This is a genomic window from Nocardia sp. NPDC003482 (assembly GCF_053588115.1).
Genome location: NZ_JBSFPI010000022.1, coordinates 105,269 through 131,808, shown reverse-complemented (window position 1 = coordinate 131,808; position 26,540 = coordinate 105,269). Strand labels below are relative to the sequence as shown.

The following is a 26,540-nucleotide window of genomic DNA, read 5'->3' as shown; positions in this document are numbered from 1 at the left end:
GGCGGGGGCACGATCTTTATTCAGGACTCGAAGCCCTGGGAGCCACAACAGTGCTCACCCACCAGCCGCTACCGACAGCAAGTCTGCCGTATCAGCGGACCCGCTACACCTCATTAGGGTGCGGCTGGGTTGGTGGGGGCGTGGGAGTGGGGGCGGTAGGTTTTGGGGGGTCGATTGGATTGGGAGGAGGTTTGGTGGTGGGTGCGACTGTGGGGGATGTGGTGGGGGTGTTGGAGGGGGCTTATCCGCCGGGGTTGGCGGAGGGGTGGGATTCGGTGGGGATGGTTTGTGGGGATTCGGGGGAGTTGGTGGGGCGGGTTTTGTTCGCGGTGGATGCCACGGAGGGGGTGGTGGAGGAGGCCGTGCGGTGGGGGGCTCAGGTTTTGGTGGTGCATCATCCGTTGTTGTTGCGGGGGGTGGATACGGTGGCGGCGGGGACGCCCAAGGGGGCGTTGGTGCACAAGTTGATTCGGAACGGGTGTGCGTTGTTCACGGCGCATACGAATGCGGATTCGGCGTTCCCGGGGGTTTCGGATGCGTTAGCCGAGGTGCTGGGTATCGAGGTCACGGGCCCGTTGGAGCCGAAAAATGCTGCGGCCGTTGATGAGTGGGTCGTGCAGGTGCCCGTGGGATTTCGGGAACGGGTGTTGGCGGCTCTGTTCGCGGCGGGGGCCGGTGGCGGCGGGCATTATGGCGAAAGCGCTTCGTGGAACGCGGGTTTCGGCCAGTTCCGGCCCTTGGCGGGGGCCGAACCGGCGAACGGAACGGTGGGGAAGCTCGAGACCGTCGAGCAGGAGCGCGTCGAGGTGGTCGCGCCGCCGTCGAAGCGGGGCGCGGTGCTCGCGGCCTTGCGGGCGGCGCATCCGTACGAGGAACCGGCTTTTCACGTGACCGAGCGGGCCACGCTGCCGGACACCGTGGGACTCGGGCGGGTGGGCGAGCTGACGCGCCCACAAACGTTGCGCGAGTTCACCGCTCGCGTTCGGGCCGCGTTGCCCGCGACCGCGTGGGGTGTGCGGGCGGCGGGCGATCCGGACCGGATGATTCGTACCGCCGCCGTGTGCGGCGGGGCGGGAGATTCGTTCCTGGGCACCGTGTCCCGGCTCGGCGTCGATGTCTACGTGACCGCCGACCTCCGCCATCATCCCGCCGACGAGCACCTGCGCGCGGGCGGCCCGGCGCTCATCGACGCCGCCCATTGGGCCACGGAATTCCCGTGGTGCGCGCAGGCCGAGCGTATCGTTCGAAACGCGTTGCCGCAGTTGCAGACTCGGGTCTGCCCGATCCGCACCGACCCGTGGACGCTCGGGGCCGCGGACGACTGATCGAATCCGTTGTCGAAGAGGCGGGGACGCGCCCCGCCTCCAAGCCGATGCCGACCCGCCGCTCATGGGCGGGCGTTCGCTTGTGGGCGGCCCGAAGAGCCCTCGGTCCGAGCCCTCGCGACGGCCCCCCACCGCCGACTTTTCCGCCCGATACCCCCATCCCGCCACCTCTCCGGCTCGTGCTCGACCATCCTGTTGCACGCCCGATCGGATCTCGTCGGCGAGGGCTGGCGCAGTTCACCGAATTGGCATGAAACACAACTGATTTCGCCCGCGCCCAATGCCCTATCCCGCCATCACCTCCGGCTCGTGCTCGACCACCTCGTTGCACGCCCGGCCGGATCGCGTGGGCGAGGGCTGGCGCAGTTCACCGAATTGGCGATAAAAACCACCACTTTCGCCCGCGCCCAACGCCCCTATCCCGCCACCACCTCCGGCTCATGCTCAACCGGAAAGTTCACCGAATTGGCGATGAAACACCGCCGATGCGCCTCCCCATGCAGCCCCACGGCCTCCTCCACCCGCCCCGGATCGGTGATCGTCACCCGCGGCCGCAGCACCACCCGCTGGAACCGTGTCTCGTCCATGGTCCCCACCGCCTCGTCCCGATACCCCGTCACCACGATCCCCGCGCTGGTGCACAGATGCAGATACCACAGCATGTGGCACTGCGACAGCGATGCGACGAGCAGGAGCTCCGGATTCCAGCGGTCGTCGTCGCCGCGGCCGACGACGGGGTCGGCGCTGCTGGGTAGGGGTGGGCGGCCGGGCGCGTAAGCCTCGTGGTTGCGGGAGTACGCGCGATAACCCGTGGTCGCGCCCGTCCAGACGATCTCGACCGCATAGCTGTGCATGACCGGAGAGTGCCACACGCCCGGTGTCGGGCGCCGCCGATTATCCGTGGGGGTCGGGTGCGTTCGGGTACGGGCGGGGTACGGTTGAAGGTCTGTGCTGGGTGCCCGACCGGGCGCTCGACCGTCCATGTGCCGAGGAGTTAGTTCCGCGTTGAATGTCGAACCACCGATCCAGGCCAAGCTGCTCGATCTCGCCGCCGTCGACGCCGAACTGACGCGCATCGAGCACCGCCGCAAGGTGCTGCCCGAGCAGCAGGAGGTGCGGCGGCTGGAGGAGGAGCGCACGGCGCGCAAGGACGCGGCGGTGAAGGTCGAGATCCTCATCGACGACCTCGACCGCGACATCCGCAAGCTCGAGACCGAGATCGACGGCGTCCGCAAGCGCGAGCAGCGCGACCGCGGCATGCTCGACGGCGGCGCCGTCGGCGCCAAGCAGCTCTCGGAACTGCAGCACGAGCTGACCAGCCTGGAACGCCGCCGCGCGGTCCTCGAGGACGATCTGCTCGAGGTGATGGAGCGCCGCGAGGCCGCCGCCGCCGATCATCAGCACGCCGGGGCGAATCTGAGCAAGGCCGAGGCGGACCTCGCCGACGCGCAGCGCCTGCGCGATCAGGCCGTGGCCGATCTCGACGTGGCCGCCGAGCGGTGCGCGCGCGATCGGGAGGGGCTGCTCACCGCGTTCCCGGCCGATCTGCTCGCCATCTACGACCGGCAGCGCGCCCAGCACGGTGTGGGCGCGGCGCTGTTGCAGGCGCGGCGCTGCGGCGCCTGCCGGATCGAACTGGACCGCGGCGAGATCTCCCGCATCACGCAGACCCCGCCCGAGACGGTCGTGCGCTGCCCCGAATGCGGCGCGATCCTGGTGCGCACCAAGCAATCCGGGTTGTGACCGGCATGCTCGTGATCGTCGAGGCCGACGGCGGATCGCGCGGCAATCCCGGTCCCGCCGGGTACGGCGCGGTGGTGTGGGACGCGAACCACGCCCACGTGCTGGCCGAACGCAAGCAGTCGCTGGGCGTCACCACCAACAACGTCGCCGAATATCGCGGTCTCCTGGCGGGTTTGGCGGCGGCGGCCGAGCTCGGGGCCAGCGAGGTCGAGGTCCGGATGGACTCCAAACTCGTCGTCGAGCAGATGTCGGGGCGGTGGAAGGTCAAACACGAGGCCATGATTCCGCTCGCCGAGCGGGCGCGCGGGCTGGTGTCGGGATTCGATCGTGTTGCGTTCCAGTGGATTCCGCGCGCGGAGAACTCGTACGCGGATCGGCTGGCGAACGAGGCGATGGACGATGCGAAGCTCGTCGACGAGGTGCGGGAGGCCGAGGGCTGGGACCGTACGATTCCCGGCGATTCCGCGCCGAAAGTGTTTGTGAGCGAAAAGGATTCGGTCGGCGATATCGTTCCGGCAGGCGACGAGCGGCAGCTGCCCAGCTGGGTCGACGAGGTCGGCGCGGCGAAGACCACCGATCCAGCCGAAGCCGCCCCCGGGTGGACGGGCGCGCGCGGCCGCCCGACACGGCTGTTGCTGCTGCGGCACGGCCAAACGGAACTGTCGGTGCAGCGCCGCTATTCGGGCCGGGGCAACCCCCCACTGACCGCTCTCGGCCGCGATCAGGCCGCCCGAGCCGCGAAACACCTTGCCACCAAAGGCGATATCGCAGCCGTCGTCACCTCCCCGCTCGGCCGCGCGCAGGAAACCGCCGAGGCCGCCGCGCAGGCCCTGCAGGTTCCGGTGCGAGTCCTCGACGGCCTCATCGAAACCGACTTCGGTGACTGGGAGGGATTGACGTTTCTCGAAGCGGCACAGCGGGATCCGGATCTGCACCGCCGCTGGCTCGGCGACCCGTCGCTGCCCGCGCCCCACGGGGAGAGCTTCGATCAGGTCCGCGAGCGCGTCGAAGCGGTCCGCGCCGACCTGCTGTCGCTGTACCCGGGCCGCAATGTCGTTGTGGTGAGCCATGTTACGCCGATCAAGACGCTGCTCCAGCTGGCGCTGGGGGTGGGGTCGAATCTGCTGTACCGGCTGCATCTGGATCTGGCGTCGCTGTCGATCGCGGAGTTCTATCCGGATGGCGGGGCCTCGGTGCGGTTGGTGAACGACACGTCGTATCTGTAAGGCGCTCAACACAATCCGGCCAACTTGTAGAGCACCAACGACGCGGCCACCGCGACATTGAGGCTGGATCCGGTACCGACCATGGGGATCTCGACGGCGACGTCCAGGCGTTCCAGGCCGTCCGGCGGAATGCCGTAGCCCTCGTTGCCGAGGACGACGATGGTGCGGCGGCGGGCTGGGGGTAGGTCGGCGAGGCGGATGGATTCGTCGGTGAGTTCCACGCCCACGATGGCCGCGCCGCCGGTGCGCTGACGGTCGAGCCAGCGGTCCGGGCGGGCGTCGAGCCAGTGCACGCAGGTCGGTTTGCGCAGGGTGTTGCCGCGAGCCAAAGCCTCTGGGACCCAAGGCTTTCGGGGGACGGCGAGGCAGGCGCCGACGGCGTCACAGGTGCGCAGGAGGGTGCCGAGGTTCGCGGTGTGCTTGGGCCACAGCGGTGCGGCGATGAGGTGATTCCAGCAGGTGTGGGCGCGGGGGCGGCGGTGCCGACGGATCTCGGCGGGCGTGCGGGCCCGCGGCGGCGTCATCGGCGGGCGGGAGTGGCCTTCCCGGGGAGGAGTGGAGGTGTCATGTGCGGGGTGCTTCGCGGCGCACCGGGGCCATCGTCGGACGAACGGGGCCTCCAGGATAGCTCAGGCGAGGTGGCGGATCATCTCGTACTCGTAGTGGGGACTGTGGGCCGCGGTCAGCTGACGGCGGCCGGTGGGCTCGAAATCCATTGCGTGGTAAAGCTTCTCGGCGGCTGTATTGCCCTCGACCACCCACAGGCGCAGGGTGGTGTCGCCCGCGGCGCGGACGTGGTCGACGATCGTGCCGATCAGCAGGCGGGAGGCGCCGGTGCCGCGAACGGTGGGGTGGACCCACACCGAGACCAGTACGGGACCGGACGATTCCCGTAGTACGCCCGCACAGCCGACGGGGCCGGGGTCGGATTCGAGGACGAACAGCGATCTGCTCGCCTGCCAGTGCCGCCAGCGGCGTTCGTCCCAGTCGGCCGCCTCCTCGAAGGTGGTGGAGAAGGAGCCGGGCGGGGAGGTGGCCAGCGCGCCGAGGCGGGCCGCGCGGGCGACCCGCCAGTCCTCGGCGCCGAGATGCCGGACCCGGATGCCGGGCGGCGGGGTCGTCACGGCCGCAGCACCGAGACCAGGAATTCGATCTGGTCGTAGACGGCCTTCTCGAACCAGTCGTCGAAGTAGATGTCGAAGTGGCCGATGGGATACCGCTTGACGACCGCGTGCTTGGTGCGCTCGGCGGCCTTGAGGGCCGGGGCGATCGGGGCCACGGAATCGTTGTCGCACAGGGCGTACAGCACCGGGACCTTGATGCCCTTCGTGCGCCGCCACGGGGCGTCGAAGAACGCCGACAGGCCGAAGCGGGCGGCGACCTTGGGCTGGTAGTGCTCGCTCTCCTCGGCGAGGCGGCCGAAGCCCTCGGGCACGTCACGTGCGGCCATGAGCGCGGCCGAATGTCGCCGCCCGGCGACGCGCACGCCGATCGGCTTGCGGCGGATCGGGCCGACCACCAGATCGGTCATCGCGAGGGTGCCGGTCTTCAGAACGCTGATCGGGCCCTTCGCCATCGTCGACGCGCGGCCGCTGGCGAACGGGACCTGGGCCACGACGGCGGCGAGGTAGTCGTCCTCGTGCGCGATCGACAACACGTGCCCGCCGCCGAACGAGCTGCCCCACAACGCGATTCGCGTCGCGTCGAAGCCCCGGAGCGTGCGGGCGAAGGCGATGGCCGCGCGCCAGTCGTCACGCTGGCGGGCGATATTGATCAGCTGCCGGGGCTGGCCGCCGCTCGCGCCGAAATGGCGATAGTCGAACGCCAGCACGCCCATTCCGGCCGTCGCGAACCGCCGCGCGTACCGATCCAGACCCATCTGACGGTCCGCCCCCAGACCGTGCGCCATGATCACCAGCGGCCGCGGCTTCGGCGGCCCGTCCGGCAGATAGAGCCACGCTGCACACTGTTCGCTTCCCGACGGGAACCCCACCTCGACACGCTCCATGCCGAAATACCGTACTTGCTCCGTGGTTCCGCCGCCGATCCGGATCCTCGGGCGACGGACGTCCGTGCCGGAATCCCGCGGCGGGCAACCGTGGGGCATAATCTGTCCCGACGAGTCGGTCGGGCGGCCGCGTCGACGGGAACGGGCACGGTGGTGTCGCTGCCCGTCGCCGAGGAAAGTCCGGACTCCACAGAGCAGGGCGGTTGCTAACGGCAACCCGGGGTGACCCGCGGGACAGTGCCACAGAAAGCAGACCGCCGGCGCGCACAGCGCCGGTAAGGGTGAAACGGTGCGGTAAGAGCGCACCAGCGCCCCGGGTGACCGGGGCGGCTAGGTAAACCCCGCCCGGAGCAAGGTCGAAGGCCGCACTCCCCGGAGTGCGGCTGCGCAGGTGTCCGAGGGCTGCTCGCCCGAGCCTGCGGGTGGACCGCTCGAGGTGCCCGGTGACGGTGCACCCAGATGGATGGCCGCCCCCGGTTTCGACCGGGACAGGATCCGGCTTATAGACCGACTCGTCCTCACTTTCTTTTGGTTATGGCGGTGGGCGGCGCAACGAGCTTGTGTCGGAGCCAGGTGTCGAGGTCCATGAGGTCCGGGTGGAGGAGGCGTGACCTCCTCTCGCTCACATATGTGGCCGGAGCAGGTCCGAGCCTCTGCGCTGAAGCCGGGTGTCGAAGTTCGTGAGGTCCGGGTGGAGGGATCGCGACCTCCTCTCGCTCACAGCAGTGGGCGGAGCAACTCCAAGCCCGTGCGTTGGAGCCAGGTGTCGAAGTTCATGAGGTCGGGGTGGAGGGATCGTAGTTCGGATATGTCGACGTCGGGGATGGTGCCGTCGGTGGAGTTGAGGAGTTCGTAGCCGCGGGCGAAGCGTTCGTTGATGCGGCGGAGGTCTTCTATCGAGCGTTGGCGGTAGGGGACCGGATGGCCTACGGCCGCAGTGAGTTTGGCGGCGACTTCGGGTGGGGTGAGGGCGTCGCCGACGAGTTCGAGGGTGCGGGCGCGGAAGCGGGGTGGGTCGGTGAAGGCCCGGGTGGCGATCGCGCCGATGTCGTCCAGGGCGATGAACTGCTGGCGGATGTGGGGGGCGAGCGCGGTGCGGAGGGCGCCGGAGTGGACGCCGACCGTCTCGGATTGGGTGTAGAGGTTCTCCATGAACGAGCTCGGGCGCAGGATGGTGGCGGAGATGCCGAGCGCGGTGAGGTGCTGTTCGATCTCCCATTTCTCGCCGCCGATGCGGTCGGCGCCCAGGGCGGAGCTGTAAACGATATGGGCCACATCGTGTTTCGCGGCGGCGTCGGCCAGGAGCTTGCCCGCTCGGATTTCGTCCTGGTCGGGGGAGATGGGGCCGGGGTGCACGATGTAGAGGCCGTAGGCGCCCTCGAGGTACCGGTCGATGGTCGCCTCGTCCTCGAAGGTGCCCTCGACGACTTCGGCTCCGGCCGTCGCCAGGGCTCGGGCCTTGGGTGCGGTGGCGTCGCGGGTGAGTGCGCGGACCGGCCAGCCTTGGGCCAGAAGGTGTTTCGCGACCGCGCCGCCCTGTTGTCCGGTCGCGCCGGTGACGACGACGAATCTGTCCATGATCGTTCCCTCTCGATTAAGCGGAGCGTGCGCCCCGCTTGGGAACGATACGGAACGTGCGCCCCGATTTCTAGTCCCCGTCAGGCGCGGCGGCGGCGCGCGGCCTTGGCGGCGCCCGCGCCCGCGAGGATGGAGATGATCAGGTAGCTCATGGTTCGCATGGTGTTCCAGTCACCCGGGATCGGTACGGGGGGAGGGGGTTTCGGGGTTTGGCGGGCGGCGGCTCGCGGGGGCGCCGGGGGAGCGGGCGGGGGTGCGGGTTCGGGTGGTGCGGCCGCGAGGACGGCGGGTGGGGGCGGTGGGAGGGGTGGGGGTGTGGGTGTTGCCGGGGGGATCTGGAGCGGGAGTTCGGGGACGTTGGGGACGGGGATGAGCAGGAGGCAGGTCAGGAGGGCGCTTCCGGTGGCCGCGCTGCCGACCGCGGCGCTGCCGAGCCCGAATTCGCTGGAGCCCAGGGCGGATCCGGTGCCGAGGAGGGCCGAGCCGGTGCCGACGAGGCCGGAGCCGGAGGCTGAGCCGGGGGCGATGAGGCCGGAGCCTGTGTCTGCGAGCCCTGAGCCGAGGGCTGAGCCGGTGCCTGCGAGCCCTGAGCCGAGGGCTGAGCCGGTGCCTGCGAGCCCTGAGCCGAGGGCTGAGCCGGTGCCTGCGAGCCCTGGCCCGAGGGCCGAACCGACGCCTGGCAATGCCGAACCCAGCGCCGAACCCGTGCCCGCGAGTCCGGATCCGAGGGCTGACCCGACGCCCGGCAGAGCCGATCCCAGCGCGGAACCCGTGCCCGCGAGCGCGGAGCCGAGCGCCGAACCGGTACCGAACAAGCTGGAACCCGCACTACCCCAACCTGATCCGGTCCCACTACCCGTGGCCAGCGCGAGCAGCAAAGCCGACCCACCGAGGACGGCGCTTCCGGCGCATGCGGTCTGCACGCTGCCGGTGGCGGGTCCGGGGATGGCGATGGGGGTCTCGGCCGGTGCCTCCGGCGCGGGTGCGGGAGTTGTACGGGCCACGGGATTCGGCTTGGCCGCAGGCGGTTTGAGCGTCGCGGAGCCTAGCTCCAAGGGGATCCCGATATCCTCGCCGGAACTTCCCGTATCGGCCGATCCGGGCGCGGCGCTCCCGGTGCCGAAGGGGAGGCCGGGCACCGGGGGTTGCGCGACCGCCGACGGACCCGAGAACAACAGGGCCGCGGGGACGGCGACGGTCACTATTGCGCTGTCCCGCAATGTCTTTCGCGAAAACCCGGTCATGTCACGTCACCTGGTCGTAGTTGGACAGCGCGTTCTCGAAGGCGTCGCGGGGGACGACGGTCAGGTGGGAGAACGGTCGTTCGAGGTGGTTGATCTGCAACAGGACCAGGCCGATGACGAGGCCGAGCAGGCCGATCATCAGGACGTTCTTGAGGGTGACGCGGAAGCCGGAGAAGACGGGGTTCAGCAGTACCAGAACCGTACCGAACCACAGTGCGATGGTGAGGAATTCGGGAATCCCGCGGCGGACGTCGACGGCTCGGTCCTGGCGCGCGGCGTTGATCTGGCGGACGCTGTCGAGGGCCTTGTCGCGCAGATCCTTCGCCGCCTCGTCGTCGGTAGGCAGCGCGGAGACGGTGTCGCGCAGGGATTCGAGCGTGCGTTGCGGAGTGGCGCTGAGCCGAGCGTCGTGGTCCATGACCGTCCACTCCTGGCCGAGGACCTGTTCGGTGTAGTCGCGCACGAGCCCCTGGACGCGCTGCCGGTCCTGGTCGGGCAGCTCGTGGGCGATCCAATAGGTGTCGATCAACGCCTTGGACTCCTCGACCGTGTGGCTCTCGGCGTTGTCGTACTGCTGCCAGCACAGCACCACGACGAAGGCGACCACGGCCACGAAGAAGGTGTTGATCATGTCGAACACCATGCCCCCGGCGGCATGGTCGTCGGATTGTTGCCAGGAGCGGGGCCACGCCCGCGCCCCGGCCACGAAGACCGCCATCGCGACGGCCGCGGAGACGACGGCGACCAGCAGCGCCTGAATCATCGGACCCCCACCTTTCCCGAAAACCGACCGGCCTTAATGCATTACGCGACCAACACCGGCTGACAAGATCGAAATCAGCTGCGGTCACTGAATATTCGTTGCCGCGGTGTCATCGGATGGTGCCATCATCGATGGATGAGCCCGGCCTCGGCGTGTCGGGCGCGCGCGTGGCGGTGGAACATGGATGTGCTGGTGATCCTCGGGGTCGTCCTGATGCTGGGGGTGGTGCTGGGCGCGCTCGTCGCCAGTACCGGACTACGGGTTGTGGAACAGTTCGAGCGGGGTTTGGTGTTCCGGTTCGGCCGGGTGCGCGCGGTCCGCGATCCCGGTCTGCGCCTGCTGATTCCGTTCGTCGACCGGATGCGCAAGGTGCCGATGCGGCTGGTCACCATGCCGGTGCCCGCGCAGGAGGGCATCACCCGCGACAACGTCACCGTGCGGGTCGACGCGGTGGTGTACTTCAAGGTCGTCGATCCGGTGCAGGCCGTGGTCGAGGTGCAGGACTATCTGTTCGCCGTCGCCCAGGTCGCGCAGACCTCGCTGCGCTCGATCATCGGCAAGAGCGAACTCGACGATCTGCTGTCCAATCGCGAGCAGCTGAACAAGGGCCTCGAGCTCATGATCGACAGTCCCGCGCTGGCGTGGGGCGTGCACATCGACCGGGTCGAGATCAAGGACGTCGCGCTGCCGGAGTCGATGAAGCGCTCGATGTCGCGGCAGGCCGAGGCCGAGCGGGAGCGGCGGGCCCGGATCATCACGGCCGAGGGCGAATTGCAGGCGTCGCAGATGCTGGCCGAGGCGGGCGCCACGATGTCGAGCGCCCCGGCCGCGCTGGAACTGCGCCTGTTGCAGACGGTGGTCGAGGTAGCGGCGGAGAAGAATTCGACGCTGGTGCTGCCGTTTCCGGTGGAGCTGTTGCGGTTTCTGGAGCGGTCGACGCCGGAGCCGGAGCGCTCGGACGACCGCGGATATCGGGAAAAGTGAAGGGCGGCACCGGAATCGGTGCCGCCCTGGCCGGTCCGCAACCGGCGGGATGCGAGGTGCCGGGTCAGCCGACCGGGTTGATGACGAAGATCTGGGCCCAGTAGGTGGCCTGCTCGGGGCCGAGCAGTGGCAGCAGGTAGTCGTAGACGATGGACGACATACGGTGCGGAACTCCCTTGGTTGTCGACGTGGTTGGTGCATGGGACCGACCGGTCCCGCGGCACGGGCCACAGTAGCAGTGGAGCGGGGGCGGCGCAGGTGCGCTGGGTGTCGGGGTCGCGCGGGTGTGCGACCGGGCTGCCCTTCGATGGTGTGCCGGGGGGAGTTATTCGGATCGGCTCTTGATCTTGTTGGGTGCGAGGCGGCGCGACGGTGACGCGGAGGGACTGATTCGGGCAAAGGGTACCAATCGGTTTCTCGCGAATTCGGCGGCGCGCCGGTGCGGGGCGACTGCGGGGGCGCTACGGTTCGGAGACGGGAATCCCGAGGCACCCCGGGCCTCGAGCGGATAGGGGTGGCGTCCGCCACGTTTGGAAGGGCGACGGCCGGTCGAACGCGAGACCGACGGGGTGCGGCTCGCCGGGGCGCGCGCGAAGATCCTGGCTCGACTGGATTCGGCCGTGACAAACGTCATAGAGTGTTGCGCGTTGGAAGGTTCCGTTGTCGGGGGGCAGCAACGGAGCTGTGGGTGTCAACGACGTCGGAAAGCAGGTTCTGTCTCTATGCGAGTGGTTCGCAAGTTGGTCGCCGGTGCCATGATTGCCGGTGCTGCTTCGGTTTTGGCTGTGTTGGGGGCCGGGTCCGCGTCGGCGGTCTCGGTGACTCCGTTGCCGGGTGGGGTGCAGGTCGACCTCAGCCCGGGGGACACCCAGTGGGTGCACCAGACCCACATCGGGAACGCCATCGCCACGCTGCCCCATCCGTCGGCCGCGTCGTTCGGGCAGGCGCTGAACTCGGCGGCCGATCTGTCCGCGCAGTACCCGGACGGCCGGGTCGTGTTCACCGTGTACGGGCCGTTCGATCAGTTGAACGGCACGATGCTGGCCCTGCAGTAGGTCAGCGCCCACGCGTGGAGTTGCATCAGCGGATCGTCTCGGCGCCGGTCGACTTCGGCGCGGTACGAACCGAATTCGGGCTGGCCTCGGATTATCCCGCCGAGGCCGTCTCGGAGGCCCGCGACGCGGTCGACGCGTTCGCGGGCTCCCGGGCCGATCGCCGCGACATTCCCCTCGTGACGATCGACCCGCCCGGCGCGCTGGATCTGGACCAGGCGCTGGCTCTGGAACGAACACCCACCGGTTTCCTGCTGCATTACGCCATCGCGGATGTGGGAGCCGTCATCGCGCCCGGCGGGGCGCTCGCCCGCGAATCGTTGAAGCGGGGTCAAACCTTCTATCTGCCCGATGGCACCGTGCCGCTGCATCCGCCGGTGTTGTCGGAAGGGTCTGCCAGCCTGTTGCCGGATCAGGACCGGCCCGCGGCGCTGTGGACCATCGAATGTGACGAACATGCTGAGCCGCAACGGTTTTCGGTGCAACGCGCGCTGGTGCGCTCCCGGGCCCGGCTCGATTACGCCGGGGTGCAGGCCGATTTCGACGCCGGGCGCGCGCATCCCTCGATCGCCGCGCTGCCCGAATTCGGGCGGCTGCGCATCGAGGCGGGCCTCGCGCGGGGCGCGATCGGGCTGCGGCTGCCCGCGCAGTCGGTCGTGCCGGACGGGCGGGACGACGGCGCGCCGCCGAAGTGGCGGCTGGTGCTGGAACCGCGGACGCCCGCCGACGATTGGAACGAACAGGTCTCGCTGCTGACCGGGATGTGCGCGGCGCGGCTCATGCTCGAGGCCGACGACCGGGACGGTTCGGGGTTGCTGCGCACGATGCCCGCGCCGTCGCGGTCGGCGCTCGAGACGATTCGGCGCACCGCGGCCGCGTTGCAGGTGGACTGGCCCGCCGAGGTGCCGGTGTCGCGGATGCTGGCCGGGCTCGATCCGAACGCGCCCGCGGGGATGGCGTTGATGTCGGACGCCACCTCGCTGTTGCGTGGCGCCACGTACACGGTGCTGGGGGACGGGGCTCCGGAAGACTTGCGGCACAATGGAATCGGCGCGCCCTACGCGCATGTCACCGCGCCGTTGCGGCGGTTGGGGGATCGTTTCGCCACCGAGATCTGTCTGGCCCGTTGTGCCGGTGCGCCGGTGCCGTCCTGGGTGCGCGATGGGCTCGGGCCGGTGGTGGAGAGCATGCGGCGCAGCGACGCGCTCGCGGGCAAGGTCGAACGGGCGTGCATCGATCTCACCGAGGCCACGGTGCTCGCCGCGCGGGTGGGGGCGGTGTTCGACGCGGTGGTGGTTCGTGAGGCCAATGGCAGCAGGCCCGCGGAGATCTTCGTCGCCGAGCCCCCGGTGGCGGGCCGCTGCCTGGGTTCTCCGCCGGAAGGCTGGCGAGTCCGCGTCCGTCTTGTGGAAGCCGAACCCCCGTCCCGCTCCGTCGTTTTCGCCTTCCCCGCCGACTGAGCCCCCCGCCTGGCAGCCCAGCCGCACCCCTTATTCGAATCCGCACCCGTTATGTAGCCCTGCAAGGGGTGCGGATTCGAATAAAGGGTGCGGCTGGGTTCGTGGGCGGGGGGTCAGGGTTTGTGGTGGAGGAATGAGGCGGTGGTGGGGTAGTCGGCCAGGGCTTTGCGGGCGGCGGTGGCCTCGGAGCGGTAGAGGTCGTCGTAGGGGGTGGGGTCGGCGCCTCGGGCGGCCGCGGCCGTGGCGCGGGAGCGGATGGTGGCCATGGCCTCGACGGCGTCGCGGTGGTCGCCCAGGACGGTTTGGAGTTTCTTGGCGCTCTTGCCGAGTTGTTCGGCGGGGCCGTCGAGGACGGGGGTGGCGGCCTCGGCGGCGTAGCGGAGGCGCTTGGCGGCCTTGCGGATGTCGTGGAGGTGTTCGATGCGGTCCTCGTCGGGGACCTTCGGTTCGGCGCGGACCAGGGCGCGCAGGTTGCGGAAGTCCTTGCGCAGCACCTTCGTGAAGACGTCGGTGGCGTCGGCCTTGGCGAGGCGGCGGCGCAGCGGGGGATCGTCGCGGAGTTTCAGGAGTCGTTTGCGCAGGCCGGCGTAGCGGTCGCCGTCGAGGGCGCGCAGCACGTCCTTGTGCGCGCGGGTGTAGCGGGCGCGTTCGGTCGAGACCAGCCGCCAGCCCACCCGGCGCTGTTCGGCGGGTTGTTCCTCGGCCAGTGCGGCGAAGCGTTCGGCGCGCACCTCAGCGTCCCGAGCCACCCCCAATATGCCCGCCAGCCACCGCAATTCGTCACGCAGATCATCGATCTGCGCCCGGTGGAAGGCTTTTCGATACGAGCGCAGCACGCTACGCAGCCGCCGCGTCGCCACCCGCATACTGTGCACCGAGTCCGGATGATCGGCGCGCACCTCGGGTTCGGCCGACAACAGCCGATCCAGATCCTCGGCCAACGCGGCCGTCAAGGCGGGTCCAGCGGTCGTGCTCATAAGCGCTCCCCGAATGTGTCGGCCGCCGCGACCAGGAGGTGAGCCGAATCGGACTCGCCCACAGCGGGTCTGGCGGCCACGCTCGAGGCCCCCGTCGGAATCGGGTTGGTGTCCGCGATCGGGCGGCTGGTCGGCTCGCTCGCGACGTATCCGGCGAGGGTGCCAATAGCCCGCTCGCAGTTGGGGTTGATGGCCGCGATGGAGCGGCTGGTCGGCTCGCTCGGGACGGATTCCGCGAGGGTGCGCATAGTCCGCTGCGGGTTGGGGTTGGTGGCCGCGATCGAGCGGTGGACCGGCCCGCCCGGGACGGGGTCGGCGGCGTACATAACCCGCTCCCGAATCGGGACAGTGGCCGATTGGTAAGTCGGCCCGCCCGAAACGAATTCGACGCTGTCTCTCATCGAACCTCCCGGAACTTGTCGGTGGCCTCGATCAGGTGGTGGGTTGTGCCTGGTTCGCTGGCGGCGTGGCCGGCGTCGGGGACGAGGTGTAGTTCCGAGTTCGGCCAGGCTCGGTGGAGGTCCCAGGCGCTGATGGCGGGGCAGACGATGTCGTGGCGGCCCTGGACTATGACGGCGGGGAGGTGGGCGATGCGGGGGATGTCGCGGAGGAGTTGGCCCTCTTCGAGGAAGCCGCCGTGGACGAAGTAGTGGTTCTCGATGCGGGCGAAGGCGAGGGCGAAGCGGGGTTCGGCGGATTCGGCGACGCGATCCGATTGGGGCAGTAGCGAACTCGTCGCGCCCTCCCAGGTGGACCAGGCGATGGCGGCGGCCGTGGCGACCGATGGATCCGGGTCGTGTAGCAGGCGGTGGTAGGCGGCGACGAGGTCCGTGCCGCGCTCGGATTCGGGGACGGGGGCGAGGAACTTCTCCCACTCGTCGGGGTAGACGTATCCGGCGGCGCCGTTGTAGTACCAGTCGATCTCCTTGCGGCGCAACAGGAATACCCCGCGCAGCACGAGTTCGGTCACCCGCTCGGGGTGGGTCTGGGCGTAGGCGAGGGCGAGGGTGGAGCCCCAGGAGCCGCCGAACACCTGCCAGCGGTCGATGCCCAGATGCGCGCGCAGGGCCTCGATGTCGGCGACCAGATGCCAGGTGGTGTTGTGCTCGAGGCTCGCGCCGTCGGCGACGTGCGGGGTGGATCGGCCGCAGCCGCGCTGATCGAACAGCACGATGCGGTAGGCGCGCGGATCGAAGAACCGGCGATGGAACGACGCCGTGCCGCCGCCGGGTCCGCCGTGCAGGAACACCACCGGTTTGCCGTCGGGGTTGCCGCTCTCCTCCCAGTAGATCCGCTGCCCGTCGCCCACGTCGAGCCAGTCCTGGCGGCGCGGTTCGAGGGGCGGGTACAGGGTGCGCATCAGAACGCGATTCCCGAGGCCAGATCCTGCAATTCGAGCGCGCGCAACGCCTCGGTCCGCACGTCGGGGCAGTTCTTGGTGGTGAGGCGGTCCACGACCGCCTTGTCGCCCAGCACCTGCAGATTGATGCCGCCGTTGCGGGCCGCCCAGTCGTGCACGGTGATGTTGAGCGCGACCCGGCCCAGCGTTGGGCCCTGCACGCGCCAGTCCGACAGCTGCGGGGACAGCGCGTCGCAGAGTTGTTTGCCCACTTCGTCGTTGAGCTGCAACGGCGTCGGATTCGCGCCCGTGCCCGGCGCGGCGGTGCCGCTGGGGTGCGGGACGGTCGCGGTCGCCGATCCGCTGGTTCCGGCGGAGCCGGACGAGCCGTTCGTGCCGCCCCCGCATCCGGCGATCAGCGCGGCCGTGACCAGGGCGGCGGCCGCCGCCGCTCCGCGAGTCATCCAACGGGTCTGCGACATCTGTTCCCTTTGCTCGATTCGTGCTCGTCGGTCTCCGAGTTTGCCACTGATCGCGCCCCGTCGCCCGTAGCTCGGAGGCCGGAATCGGAAACCGGTGCGGCGGCAGTACCCTCGCACCATGGCACGGGATGAGCGCGGTGTGACCGCCCAGAGTGAGGACTTCGCTGCCTGGTACAACGAGGTGGTCTTCAAGGCCGGTCTCGTCGACCGTGGCCCGGCCAAGGGCACCATGGTGATTCGACCGTACGGGTACCGGTTGTGGGAGCGGTTGCAGGCCGAACTCGACGGACGCATCAAGGCCACCGGCCACGAGAACGCGTACTTCCCGCTGCTGATCCCGGAGAGCTATCTGAGCCGCGAGGCCCAGCACGTCGAGGGCTTCTCGCCCGAACTGGCCGTGGTCACCCACGCGGGCGGTAAGGAGCTCGAGGAAGCGCTGGTGGTGCGGCCGACCTCGGAGACCATCATCGGCGAGATGATGGCCAAGTGGATCGACTCGCATCGTGATCTGCCGCTGCTGCTCAATCAGTGGTCGAATGTGGTGCGGTGGGAGTTGCGGCCGCGAATGTTCCTGCGCACCACGGAGTTTCTGTGGCAGGAGGGGCACACCGCGCACGTCGACGCCGCCGACGCGCTGCGCGAGACCGAACTCGCGCTCGGGCTGTATCACGAGGTGGCGCGGGATCTGGCCGCGATGCCGGTGATCCCGGGGGAGAAGACGCCCGGGGAGCGGTTCGCGGGGGCGGTGTCCACCTACACCATCGAGGGGATGATGCGCGACGGCCGCGCCTTGCAGGCGGGGACCTCGCACTACATGGGCACGAACTTCGCGGCGGCGTTCGGCATCCGCTACACCGGCGAGGCGGGCCGGGAAGAGTTGTGCCACACCACATCCTGGGGGATGAGCACGCGGATGATCGGCGGCATCGTGATGACGCACGGCGACGACAAGGGGCTGGTGTTCCCGCCGCGGCTCGCGCCGTATCAGGTGGTGATCGTGCCGATCACGCGCGGCGGCAACACCGAGGTGGAGTCCGCGGCCGACGAGCTCGCGCGGCGGCTGCGGGCGGCCGGGATACGCGTGCACGTGGACGCCCGCCCGCAGCTCACGCCCGGATTCAAATACAACGAGTGGGAGATGCGCGGGGTCCCGATCCGGCTCGAACTCGGCCCGCGCGATCTCGAGGCGGGCACCGCCCTGCTGGTGAAGCGCCTCGGCGACGAGGGCAAGCGGGCGATCGCGCTCGACGCGCTGCCGACCGAGCTGCCCGCGATCCTCGACGAGTTCCAGGAGTTCCTGCTCGCCCGTGCCACCGAATTCCGCGACACCCACACCCGCACCGTCGACGATTGGGACGCCTTCGCCGAGGCGGTCGGCACCGGCTGGGCACTCGCCCTGCACTGCGGGACCCCCGCCTGCGAGGACGACATCAAGGCCCGCACCGCCGCGACGCCGAGATGCATTCCGCTGGAAGCGGATTCGGCGACGGGGCCGTGTGTGCGCTGCGGCGCTCCCGCGGCGTACGGCAAGCGCGTGATCTTCGGGCGGGCCTACTGACTCGCCGTGCCCCGGTCCGACGACCGGGGCACGAGAGTTGGTGTCCTACTCTCCAACCCGGCCCGGATGGGGGGTGGGCCGAGATTGGAGAGAGAGGGGATGGTGGATCAGGACGGGGTCAGAAGCTGTGTTCGGGCCCCGGGAACGTCCCCCGGCGCACCTCGTCGGCGTAAGCCGCTGCGGCGGAGCGCAATTGGTCGCCGAGTTGGGTGAAGTGCTTGACGAAGCGGGCGGTTTTGCCGCTGGTGTAGGCGGCCATGTCCTGCCAGACCAGGACCTGGGCGTCGCAGTCCGCGCCGGCGCCGATGCCGACGGTGGGGATGGTCAGCTTGCGGGTGACCTGGGCGGCCAGTTCGGCGGGGACCATCTCCATGACGACGGCGAACGCGCCCGCCTCCTGGACGGCCAGGGCGTCGGCGATGAGTTGCTCCGCGCTGTCGCCGCGGCCCTGCACCCGGAAACCGCCGAGGGTGTTGACCGACTGGGGGGTGAAGCCGATGTGTCCCATCACCGGAATGCCCGCCGCGGTCAGGGTGGCGATCTGATCGGAAACCCGTTCTCCCCCTTCGAGTTTGACAGCCTGCGCGCCGCCCTCCTTCATCAGCCGCACCGCCGCGTCGAAGGCCCGCTGCGCGGAGATCTCGTAGCTGCCGAACGGCAGATCGGCCACCACCAGCGCGTGCGGGGCGCCGCGCACGACGCCGCGGACGAGCGGGATGAGTTCGTCGAGCGAGATCGGCACGGTCGTGTCGTAGCCGTAGACCACGTTGGCCGCCGAGTCGCCGACCAGCAGCACCGGGATCCCGGCCTCCTCGAACAGCTTGGCCGTGGAGTAGTCGTAGGCGGTGAGCATGGCCCATTTGTCGCCCGCGGCCTTCATCTGCCGCAGGTGCTGCACTCGCATCTTCTTCCGGGCGGGAGAAGTCTTCGGTGCGCCACCGTAGGCAGGGGTTTCCTGTTCGGACATCATCGTCCCTTTCGTTGTCTCCTCGAGGCCCGATACGGGTCCCCGGGTTGATGTGACCCATCCAGTTTGCCACCGGGCCGCGGGCCGATCGAAGGCGTGCCGACCATGCAATTGGTCACAGGAACCGGGATGGCAGGATCGCTGGCATGCCGTTGTTGCGCTCCGGCCGGGTGGCCGTCCTGGTGTTCCTGACGTGCCTGGCCGCGGCCTGCACCGTGTCCGGTAAGGAGGAGCCCGCGCCCGCGTCGCCCGGCGCGCCGACGCCCGCCGCGCTGGACCGCTACTACCACCAGACGCCGCGGTGGGAGGGCTGCGAGAGCTACGTCGACGATCCGCAGATCCGGCTGCCGCGCGGCATCGAATGCACCCGCGTCACGGTCCCGGTCGACTACGACAAACCCGACGGCAGCACCGCCCAGATCGCGCTGTCCCGAATCAAGGCCAGCGGCGACCGGATCGGCTCGGTGCTGTTCAATCCGGGCGGGCCGGGCGTGAGCGGGCTGCCGATGGCGACCCAGGGCGGCGGCACCCCGCTGGCCGAGCGGTTCGACCGGGTCGGTTTCGATCCGCGCGGCGTGGGCGCGTCCACCCCGGCCATCACCTGCCTGACGGCCAAGGAGTGGGACGACCAGCGCGCCGAACCGCCCAAGGACTACTCGCCCGCGGGCATCGCGGCCAGCGAGCAGGAGAACAAGGAGTTCGCCGCGCATTGCAGCGAGCGGACGGGCAACGAGTTCCTCGCCCACGTCGGCACGCGGGACGTGGTGCAGGACATGGACGTCATCCGGGCGGTGCTCGGGGATCCGAAGCTGACCTACGTCGGCTACTCCTACGGCACCCGGCTGGGTTCGGTCTACGCCGAGAAGTTCCCCGACCGGGTGCGCGCGCTGGTGCTCGACGGCGCGATCGATCCCGAGGAGCAGCCGGTGCGCGAGTCGCTCGAACAGGCCGCGGGCTTCCAGAAGGCGTTCGACGCCTTCGCCGCCGATTGCGCGAAGAACGCCGACTGCCCGCTGGGAACCGATCCGGCGCAAGCGGTTTCGCGGTTCCGGGCGCTGGTGGCGCCGCTGTGGGACCACGCGCTGCCGACCAAGGACGGCCGCCCGCTGACCTACGGCGACGCCGTCATCGGCGTGCAGGACAGCCTCTACTCCGAGGACCGCTGGCAGCTGCTCAGCGCCGGACTCACCGAGATCACCCAGGGCAAGGGCGATGTGCTGCTGGCGCTGGCCGACGACTACGACAGCCGCCGCCCCGACGGCACCTACACCAACTCCCAGGACGCGTTCCTGGCCATCCACTGCGTCGACGATCCCGCGATCAAGGACCGCGCGGTCGCCGATCAGGAGGACGCCGACCTGCGCAAGGTCGCGCCCTTCCTCGACGACGGCCACGCCAGCGGGCACGCGCCGCTGGAACTGTGCGCGTTCTGGCCGGTGCCGACAACCCGTGCGCCGCACAAGGTTTCGGCCCCCGGCCTGCCCAAGACGGTGGTCGTCTCCACGACCCAGGACCCGGCGACCCCGTACCAGGCGGGGGTGAATCTGGCCGCGGATCTCAACGCTGCGTTGATCACCAACCGCGGCACCCGGCACACCGCCTTCCTGTCCGGCGGGGTGCCGTGTGTGGACAACGCGGTCTTCGACTACCTGATCGAGTTGACGGAGCCGCCCGCCGGGCTCACCTGCGGCTAGCCGCGCGCACCGCCGGGGCGAGGGTGTCGGCGCACCACTCCCGGAAGGTGGTCGGCGCGTCGATCGCGTGTTGCGGCGTGCGGACGATATCGCCGTCCATGCGGGCGTCCTTGGCGGTCATCATCTCGACCATGCCGCGGATCACCGCCTCCGACGCGCCGTTCGCCCGCATCCGCTCCTCGAGAGCCGCGACGGGAATTCGCTGGTAGCGCACCGGGATTCCGAGAACGTCCGAGGCGATGGCGGCCATATCGTCGGGGGAGAGGTCCTCGGGGCCGAGGGCGGGGAACTCCCGCTGCCCGGTCCAGGTGGCGTCGAGCAGCAGGCGGGCGGCGATCGCGGCGATATCGCGCACGGCGATCGTGGGGGCCTTGCGCTCCGGGTCGACGATGTCGAAGAACATGCCCTGTTCGGCGATGGCCGGGACCTGCCGCAGCAGGTTGTCCATGAACGAGGGCAGGGCCAGCGCCCGGTACGCGACGCCGGTGCTCATCAGCAGATCGTCCATGGCGAGCGACGCGGTGACGTGCCCGGCCCGGCCGGCGTGCGCGGTGCCGCGGCCGAGGGCCGAAATACTCACCACGCGTTGGATTTTCGCCTCGCGCAGCGCCTCGGCCGCGGGGCGGGTGAAGCCGACGAACGCCTCGTGCAGATCCGGGGCGCGGAAGTCGGGCGGCAGCAGCCAGAACAGGGTGTCGGCGCCGTCGAAGGCGCGGGCGACGACCTCGGCGTCGCCGTGCGAGCCCCGCACGATCTCGACGCGATCGCGCACGTCGGCGGGCAGCCGCGCCGGATCGCGGACGATGACGCGAACGGGCTGGTCACTGGCCAGTACATTGGCGAGGACCTGGCGGCCGATATTTCCGGTGGGAGCGGTGATGACGATCAAGGGATGTCTCCGAGGGAGTGAGTCGGAATGTCCAACAAAGTAAACTCTACCGTACCGTTTACTTTTTGGGGAGTCCCGCGATGAGTCCCGCCGCCGAACCGCAGCGCCGCGGCGCCGAACTGCGCCGCCACATCCTGTTCGCGGCCAAGGACGTCTTCCTCGAGGCGGGCTACGAGCGGGCCTCGATGGACACCGTGGCCGCGCGGGCGGGCACGTCCAAGCGCTCGCTCTACGCCCACTTCGCCAACAAGGACCAATTGTTCGGCGCGGTGCTGGATTTTATCCGGGAGCTGTATCTCACCCGCTTGCAGACCCCCGCCGACTACGCCGAGGATCCGGCCGAGGCGGTGACGCTGTTCTGCGCCCGGTTCCTCCAGACGGTCGTGTGGTCGCCGCAGGTGCGCACCTGCCGGTTGACCATCGCGGTGGCCGAGCGGTTGCCGGAGAGCTCGACGGCGTATTTCCAGGCCATCTTCGGCAGCGGCGCCGAGCGGCTCGCCGCGTATCTCGCCGATCGCTACACTCTGGACTCCGCGGCCGCCGCCGCGCTGGCCGAGGACCTGCTCGCGCGGACCGTGCTGCCCCGGCTGATGCGCACGTTGCTCGGCGTGGAGGAGGTGCTGACCGACGAGCCGGTGCTGGAAGCCCTCCCGGAGCAGGTCGATGTGGCGGCGGTTCGCAGGCTGGTGAACGACGGTTTGGGGAGTCTCGGGTCCGGCGAAACACGCCGGAATGGCGGGGAACCGGCCATGTAACACGGATTTAACGCCACATGCCTACGCTCGCGGCTATGGATCGCCAGAAGGAATTCGTGCTGCGGACGCTCGAGGAGCGGGATATTCGCTTCGTACGGCTGTGGTTCACGGATGTCTTGGGGTATCTCAAGTCGGTCGCGATCGCTCCCGCCGAACTCGAGGGCGCCTTCGAGGAGGGCATCGGCTTCGACGGCTCGGCCATCGAGGGTTTCGCCCGCGTGTCGGAGGCCGACATGGTGGCCAAGCCCGATCCCTCGACATTCCAGGTGCTGCCGTGGTCGACCAGCAAGGGTCACCAGCATTCGGCGCGCATGTTCTGCGATATCGCGATGCCCGACGGGTCGCCGTCGTGGGCCGACCCCCGGCACGTGCTGCGGCGGCAGCTGAACAAGGCCGGTGATCTGGGCTTCAGCTGCTACGTGCACCCGGAGATCGAGTTCTTCCTGGTGAAGTCGGTGCTGGACAACGGCAATCCGCTCCCGGTGGACAAGGGCGGCTTCTTCGATCAGGCCGTCCACGACGAGGCGCCCAACTTCCGCCGCCACGCCATCGACGCGCTCGAGTCGATGGGCATCTCGGTGGAGTTCAGCCATCACGAGGGCGCGCCCGGTCAGCAGGAGATCGACCTGCGCTACGCCGACGCGCTGTCGATGGCCGACAACGTGATGACCTTCCGCTACCTCATCAAGGAGGTGGCGATCGACGAGGGCGTGCGGGCGACGTTCATGCCCAAGCCGTTCGCCCCGCATCCGGGTTCGGCCATGCACACGCACATGAGCCTGTTCGAGGGCGAGCAGAACGCGTTCGCCGACCTCGACGACCCGCTCAACCTCTCCGAGACCGCGCGCGCGTTCATCGCCGGAATCCTGGAGCACGCCAACGAGATCAGCGCGGTCACCAACCAGTGGGTCAACTCCTACAAGCGGCTGGTGCACGGCGGCGAGGCGCCGACCGCGGCGTCCTGGGGACGGTCGAATCGCTCTGCGCTGGTGCGGGTTCCGATGTACACCCCGAACAAGCAGTCCTCGCGCCGGGTCGAGATCCGCAGCCCCGACTCCGCGTGCAACCCCTACCTGACCTTCGCGGTGCTGCTGGCCGCGGGGCTGCGCGGCATCGAGAAGGGCTACACGCTCCCACCCGAGGCCGAGGACGACGTGTGGTCGCTGACCTCGGCCGAGCGGCGGGCCATGGGCTTCCGCGAACTGCCCGGCAGCCTCGACGAGGCGCTCAAGGCGATGGAACGCTCGGAGCTGGTCGCGGAGACGCTGGGCGAGCACGTCTTCGACTTCTTCCTGCGCAACAAGCGCCGCGAGTGGGCGGGCTATCGTGCACAAATCACGCCCTGGGAGCTCCAGGAGTACCTGGATCTCTAGTCGGAGGCACGAACTGAGAACAATATCTCCGATAGCTTCGGGCGTGGTCCCGACGGCGGGTCGCACCCTGTAGTTTGAAGGCATGGTACGGCCACCGACTGCCCGTTCCGCGGTGCCCGGTGCCGGTCGGCTCGGGTTGCTCGAGCCGACGGCAGGCGCTTCGTTGCGAGAACTGGCGTGGGACAACGTCGAGAGTGTTCCGCTGCTGTGGGCGTTGTCGCGTGCGCCGGACGCCGATCTGGCGCTGCTCACGCTGGTCCGGCTGAAGGAACGGCTCAAAAGCGATTGGCCCGCACTGGATTCCGCGTTGCGGACCGAGGTCTCGCTGCGTGGGCGGCTGTTCGCCCTGATCGGCTCCTCGACCGCGTTCGCCGACCATCTGGTCGCCGATCCCACCTGCTGGCAGCTGCTGCGCCGCGACGAGCTGCCGGACCGCGACGAACTGATCGCCGATCTGCTCGCCGCGGTGGAGGCGGCGCCCGAGGAGGGTCCGGCCGCCGGGCCCATGGTGCACCGTGCCCGCATCTCCGGGCCGGACTCGATCTCGTTGCTGCGCAAGCGATATCGCGATCATCTCATGCTGCTGGCCGCGCACGATCTGGCCGCCACCGTGGAGAACGAACCGGTGCTGCGGCATCAGCAGGTGGGTCGGCAGCTCACCGATATGGCCGACGCCGCCCTGACCGCCGCGCTGGCCGTGGCGATCGCGCGGATCTGCCCGGACCGCCCGGCGCCGGTGCGGCTGGCGGTGATCGCGATGGGCAAATGCGGTGCGTGCGAACTGAATTACGTCTCCGACGTGGACGTGGTCTTCGTCGCCGAACCGGCCGACACCGTCGCCACCCGGCTCGCGGCGGAGCTGATGTCGGTGGCGGGCAACGCCTTCTTCGAGGTCGACGCCGCGCTGCGCCCGGAGGGGCGGGCCGGCGCGCTGGTGCGCACGCTGGATTCGCATGTGACGTACTACAAGCGGTGGGCGCGCACGTGGGAGTTCCAGGCGCTGTTGAAGATGCGCCCGGCCACCGGCGATCTCGAGCTGGGCGAGCAGTACCGCGACGCGCTCATGCCGATGGTGTGGAGCGCCTCGGAGCGACCCGACTTCGTCACCGATGTGCAGGCCATGCGGCGGCGGGTGGAGGATCTGGTGCCCGCCGATCTGCGCGAGCGCGAGCTCAAGCTCGGGCACGGGAGCCTGCGCGACGTCGAATTCGCCGTTCAGCTGCTGCAATTGGTGCACGGCAAGGCCGACGAGTCGCTGCACGTCCAGGGCACGGTGGAGGCGCTGACCGCGCTGGCCGACCGCGGCTATGTCGGTCGCGACGACGCCGCCAACCTCACCGCCTCCTACGAATTCCTGCGGCTGCTCGAACACCGCCTGCAGTTGCAGCGGCTCAAGCGCACCCACACCCTGCCCGCCCCCGACGACGAGGAGGGGATGCGCTGGCTGGCCCGCGCCGCGCACATGCGGCCCGACGGGCGGCAGGACGCGGTGGGCGTGCTGCGCAGCGAGATCAAGCGCAACACCATGCGGGTGCGCCGCCTGCACGCCAAGCTGTTCTACCGGCCGCTGCTGGAATCGGTGGCCCGGCTCGACGCCGACGCGCTGCGGCTGAGTCCGCAGGCCGCCGTGCGGCAGCTGGCCGCGCTCGGGTACGCCGCGCCGGAGAACGCGCTCGGCCACCTCAAGGCGCTCACCAACGAGGTCGGCCGCAAGGGCCGCATCCAGGCGCTGCTGCTGCCCACGCTGCTCGAATGGCTCGGCGACACACCGAATCCCGACGCCGGGCTGCTCGCGTACCGGCGGGTCTCCGAGGGGCTCGACGACCAGATCTGGTTCCTGCGCGAACTGCGCGACGAGGGCGCTATCGCGCAGCGGCTGATGATCGTGCTGGGCTGCTCGGCCTATCTGCCCGATCTGCTGATCAACGCGCCCGAGACCATTCGCATGTTCGCCGACGGGCCGGACGGTCCGCTGCTGCTGTCGACCCGCCCCGATCAGGTGAGCGAGGGCATCCTCGCCGGGACCGCCCGCTACAACGAACCGCGCCGGGCGATCGCGACCGCGCGCTCGCTGCGTCGCCACGAACTGGCCCGGGTCGCCTCGGCCGACGTGCTCGGGATGCTCGAGGTGCCGCAGGTCTGCAAGGCGCTGTCGTCGGTGTGGGTGGCGGTGCTCGAGTCCGCGCTCCAGGCCGTCATCCGGGCGAGCGAGGCCGAATTGGGCGGTCCCGCACCGGCTTCGCTCGCGGTGATCGGGATGGGTCGGCTCGGCGGCATGGAACTCGGCTACGGCTCCGACGCCGACGTGCTGTTCGTGTGCGATCCGCGGCCCGGCGAGGACGAGACCATCGCGGTGAAGTGGGCCATCGGCGTCGCCGAACAGGTGCAGCGGCTGCTCGGCGCGCCGAGCACCGATCCGCCGTTGCAGGTCGACGCGGGCCTGCGCCCGGAGGGCCGCAACGGGGCGCTGGTCCGCACGCTGGCCGCCTACGACGCCTATTACCGGCAATGGGCGCAGCCGTGGGAGGTGCAGGCGCTGCTGCGCGCCCATCAGGTCGCGGGCGATCAGGAACTGGGCGTGCGGTTCCTGCGCATGATCGACGCCGTGCGCTACCCCGAGGGCGGCGTGTCGGCCGACGCGGTGCGCGAGATCCGGCGCATCAAGGCGCGGGTGGACTCCGAACGGCTGCCGCGCGGGGCCAATCCGGCCACCCATACCAAACTCGGGCGCGGCGGCCTGGCCGATATCGAGTGGACCGTGCAGCTCATGCAGCTGCGGCACGCGCACGAGGTGCGCGCCCTGCACAACACCTCCACGCTGGAAACCCTCGACGCCATCGAGCGCGCCGACCTGCTCGACCCGGCCGATGTGGCGCTGCTGCGCGACGCCTGGCTCACCGCGACCCGCGCCCGCAACGCGCTGGTGCTGGTCCGGGGCAAACCGACCGATCAGCTGCCCGGCCCGGGGCGGCTGCTGACGGCCGTCGCGCGGGTGGCAGGGTGGCCGCGCGACGACGGCAGCGAGTTCCTGGATCACTACATGCGGGTCACACGACGGGCGAAAACGGTCGTCGAGCGCGTTTTCGGCGGATAATCCGGTTGCGGGGAACAGCCGCGAGACGA

At 69.8% G+C, this 26,540-nt stretch carries 24 protein-coding genes and 1 other RNA gene; 12 read left to right on the top strand and 13 right to left on the bottom strand.

Going from position 1 to position 26,540, the window contains the following annotated elements; genetic code table 11:
* Positions 1–194 precede the first annotated feature (194 nt).
* Positions 195–1,325 carry a Nif3-like dinuclear metal center hexameric protein gene (locus tag ACWDSJ_RS29890; protein WP_450035845.1) on the top strand — a complete coding sequence of 377 codons (1,131 nt, stop codon included), beginning with the start codon at positions 195–197 and terminating at the stop codon, positions 1,323–1,325.
* Between the two features lie 416 nt (positions 1,326–1,741).
* Here the strand turns inward: ACWDSJ_RS29890 and ACWDSJ_RS29885 are convergent, their stop codons facing one another.
* Positions 1,742–2,179, bottom strand: a complete 438-nt coding sequence (locus ACWDSJ_RS29885) for an OsmC family protein (protein ID WP_450035843.1) — start codon at positions 2,177–2,179, stop codon at positions 1,742–1,744.
* Positions 2,180–2,330: 151 nt separating this feature from the next.
* On the opposite strand from ACWDSJ_RS29885, the gene ACWDSJ_RS29880 reads away from it, so the two are divergent.
* Both ACWDSJ_RS29880 and ACWDSJ_RS29875 read left to right on the top strand, forming a co-directional pair.
* Positions 2,331–3,068 carry a zinc ribbon domain-containing protein gene (locus ACWDSJ_RS29880; protein ID WP_450035842.1) on the top strand — a complete coding sequence of 246 codons (738 nt, stop codon included), beginning with the start codon at positions 2,331–2,333 and terminating at the stop codon, positions 3,066–3,068.
* A gap of 5 nt (positions 3,069–3,073) precedes the next feature.
* Positions 3,074–4,294 carry a bifunctional RNase H/acid phosphatase gene (locus tag ACWDSJ_RS29875; RefSeq protein WP_450035856.1) on the top strand — a complete coding sequence of 407 codons (1,221 nt, stop codon included), beginning with the start codon at positions 3,074–3,076 and terminating at the stop codon, positions 4,292–4,294.
* A 5-nt stretch (positions 4,295–4,299) separates the two neighbouring features.
* Here ACWDSJ_RS29875 and ACWDSJ_RS29870 read toward each other — a convergent pair whose 3' ends face one another.
* The 3 genes from ACWDSJ_RS29870 to ACWDSJ_RS29860 form a co-directional block, all read right to left on the bottom strand.
* A complete protein-coding gene (locus ACWDSJ_RS29870) occupies positions 4,300–4,818 on the bottom strand; it encodes a TrmH family RNA methyltransferase (protein WP_387361409.1) in 519 nt (172 codons plus the stop codon).
* Positions 4,819–4,923: 105 nt separating this feature from the next.
* A complete protein-coding gene (locus tag ACWDSJ_RS29865) occupies positions 4,924–5,418 on the bottom strand; it encodes an N-acetyltransferase family protein (RefSeq protein WP_450035840.1) in 495 nt (164 codons plus the stop codon).
* The gene (locus ACWDSJ_RS29860) at positions 5,415–6,302 is read right to left on the bottom strand and encodes an alpha/beta hydrolase (RefSeq protein WP_450035839.1); all 888 of its coding nucleotides are present in this window, start codon (positions 6,300–6,302) and stop codon (positions 5,415–5,417) included. The genes ACWDSJ_RS29865 and ACWDSJ_RS29860 overlap by 4 nt, the downstream gene beginning before the upstream one ends.
* Positions 6,303–6,413: 111 nt before the next feature.
* Between ACWDSJ_RS29860 and rnpB the strand changes: the two genes are divergently transcribed.
* Positions 6,414–6,821, top strand: an RNA gene (gene rnpB, locus ACWDSJ_RS29855) — RNase P RNA component class A.
* Positions 6,822–7,019: 198 nt separating this feature from the next.
* Here rnpB and ACWDSJ_RS29850 read toward each other — a convergent pair.
* The 3 genes from ACWDSJ_RS29850 to ACWDSJ_RS29840 all read right to left on the bottom strand — a co-directional run bounded on the left by ACWDSJ_RS29850 (position 7,020) and on the right by ACWDSJ_RS29840 (position 9,887).
* On the bottom strand, positions 7,020–7,880 hold the full coding sequence (locus ACWDSJ_RS29850; protein ID WP_450035837.1) for an NmrA/HSCARG family protein: 861 nt from the start codon (positions 7,878–7,880) through the stop codon (positions 7,020–7,022).
* Between the two features lie 80 nt (positions 7,881–7,960).
* A complete protein-coding gene (locus ACWDSJ_RS29845) occupies positions 7,961–9,124 on the bottom strand; it encodes a hypothetical protein (protein ID WP_450035836.1) in 1,164 nt (387 codons plus the stop codon).
* 1 nt (position 9,125) lies between these two features.
* Positions 9,126–9,887: a bestrophin-like domain gene (locus ACWDSJ_RS29840; RefSeq protein ID WP_450035834.1), complete on the bottom strand. Its 762-nt coding sequence runs from the start codon at positions 9,885–9,887 to the stop codon at positions 9,126–9,128.
* A gap of 180 nt (positions 9,888–10,067) precedes the next feature.
* Between ACWDSJ_RS29840 and ACWDSJ_RS29835 the strand changes: the two genes are divergently transcribed.
* The 3 genes from ACWDSJ_RS29835 to ACWDSJ_RS29825 all read left to right on the top strand — a co-directional run bounded on the left by ACWDSJ_RS29835 (position 10,068) and on the right by ACWDSJ_RS29825 (position 13,383).
* Positions 10,068–10,871 (top strand): slipin family protein, encoded by an 804-nt coding sequence (locus tag ACWDSJ_RS29835; protein ID WP_450035854.1) that lies wholly within the window; start codon positions 10,068–10,070, stop codon positions 10,869–10,871.
* Between the two features lie 785 nt (positions 10,872–11,656).
* Positions 11,657–11,926, top strand: coding sequence for a hypothetical protein (locus tag ACWDSJ_RS29830; protein ID WP_450035833.1), 270 nt, complete (start codon positions 11,657–11,659; stop codon positions 11,924–11,926).
* Positions 11,927–11,940: 14 nt separating this feature from the next.
* The gene (locus ACWDSJ_RS29825) at positions 11,941–13,383 is read left to right on the top strand and encodes an RNB domain-containing ribonuclease (RefSeq protein ID WP_450035832.1); all 1,443 of its coding nucleotides are present in this window, start codon (positions 11,941–11,943) and stop codon (positions 13,381–13,383) included.
* Positions 13,384–13,496: 113 nt separating this feature from the next.
* Here the strand turns inward: ACWDSJ_RS29825 and ACWDSJ_RS29820 are convergent, their stop codons facing one another.
* From ACWDSJ_RS29820 to ACWDSJ_RS29805, 4 genes are all read right to left on the bottom strand, one after another.
* A complete protein-coding gene (locus tag ACWDSJ_RS29820) occupies positions 13,497–14,360 on the bottom strand; it encodes a CHAD domain-containing protein (RefSeq protein ID WP_450035831.1) in 864 nt (287 codons plus the stop codon).
* Positions 14,357–14,686 (bottom strand): hypothetical protein, encoded by a 330-nt coding sequence (locus ACWDSJ_RS29815; protein ID WP_450035829.1) that lies wholly within the window; start codon positions 14,684–14,686, stop codon positions 14,357–14,359. The genes ACWDSJ_RS29820 and ACWDSJ_RS29815 overlap by 4 nt, the downstream gene beginning before the upstream one ends.
* Positions 14,687–14,757: 71 nt before the next feature.
* On the bottom strand, positions 14,758–15,720 hold the full coding sequence (gene pip, locus ACWDSJ_RS29810; RefSeq protein ID WP_450035827.1) for a prolyl aminopeptidase: 963 nt from the start codon (positions 15,718–15,720) through the stop codon (positions 14,758–14,760).
* Positions 15,720–16,163, bottom strand: a complete 444-nt coding sequence (locus ACWDSJ_RS29805) for a hypothetical protein (RefSeq protein WP_387361430.1) — start codon at positions 16,161–16,163, stop codon at positions 15,720–15,722. The genes pip and ACWDSJ_RS29805 overlap by 1 nt, the downstream gene beginning before the upstream one ends.
* Before the next feature lie 136 nt (positions 16,164–16,299).
* Between ACWDSJ_RS29805 and proS the strand changes: the two genes are divergently transcribed.
* Positions 16,300–17,739: a proline--tRNA ligase gene (proS, locus tag ACWDSJ_RS29800; protein ID WP_450035826.1), complete on the top strand. Its 1,440-nt coding sequence runs from the start codon at positions 16,300–16,302 to the stop codon at positions 17,737–17,739.
* A 118-nt stretch (positions 17,740–17,857) separates the two neighbouring features.
* On the opposite strand, the gene panB is transcribed toward proS, so the two are convergent.
* Positions 17,858–18,706 (bottom strand): 3-methyl-2-oxobutanoate hydroxymethyltransferase, encoded by an 849-nt coding sequence (gene panB / locus ACWDSJ_RS29795; protein ID WP_450035853.1) that lies wholly within the window; start codon positions 18,704–18,706, stop codon positions 17,858–17,860.
* Positions 18,707–18,852: 146 nt separating this feature from the next.
* On the opposite strand from panB, the gene ACWDSJ_RS29790 reads away from it, so the two are divergent.
* A complete protein-coding gene (locus tag ACWDSJ_RS29790) occupies positions 18,853–20,400 on the top strand; it encodes an alpha/beta hydrolase (protein WP_450035824.1) in 1,548 nt (515 codons plus the stop codon).
* On the opposite strand, the gene ACWDSJ_RS29785 is transcribed toward ACWDSJ_RS29790, so the two are convergent.
* Positions 20,387–21,289 carry an NAD(P)H-binding protein gene (locus ACWDSJ_RS29785; RefSeq protein WP_450035823.1) on the bottom strand — a complete coding sequence of 301 codons (903 nt, stop codon included), beginning with the start codon at positions 21,287–21,289 and terminating at the stop codon, positions 20,387–20,389. The genes ACWDSJ_RS29790 and ACWDSJ_RS29785 overlap by 14 nt on opposite strands.
* Positions 21,290–21,369: 80 nt before the next feature.
* Between ACWDSJ_RS29785 and ACWDSJ_RS29780 the strand changes: the two genes are divergently transcribed.
* The 3 genes from ACWDSJ_RS29780 to ACWDSJ_RS29770 all read left to right on the top strand — a co-directional run bounded on the left by ACWDSJ_RS29780 (position 21,370) and on the right by ACWDSJ_RS29770 (position 26,511).
* Positions 21,370–22,044 (top strand): TetR/AcrR family transcriptional regulator, encoded by a 675-nt coding sequence (locus ACWDSJ_RS29780; protein WP_450035821.1) that lies wholly within the window; start codon positions 21,370–21,372, stop codon positions 22,042–22,044.
* A 35-nt stretch (positions 22,045–22,079) separates the two neighbouring features.
* The gene (gene glnA / locus ACWDSJ_RS29775) at positions 22,080–23,417 is read left to right on the top strand and encodes a type I glutamate--ammonia ligase (RefSeq protein WP_387361440.1); all 1,338 of its coding nucleotides are present in this window, start codon (positions 22,080–22,082) and stop codon (positions 23,415–23,417) included.
* An 82-nt stretch (positions 23,418–23,499) separates the two neighbouring features.
* Positions 23,500–26,511, top strand: a complete 3,012-nt coding sequence (locus ACWDSJ_RS29770; protein ID WP_450035819.1) for a bifunctional [glutamine synthetase] adenylyltransferase/[glutamine synthetase]-adenylyl-L-tyrosine phosphorylase — start codon at positions 23,500–23,502, stop codon at positions 26,509–26,511.
* Positions 26,512–26,540 lie beyond the last annotated feature (29 nt).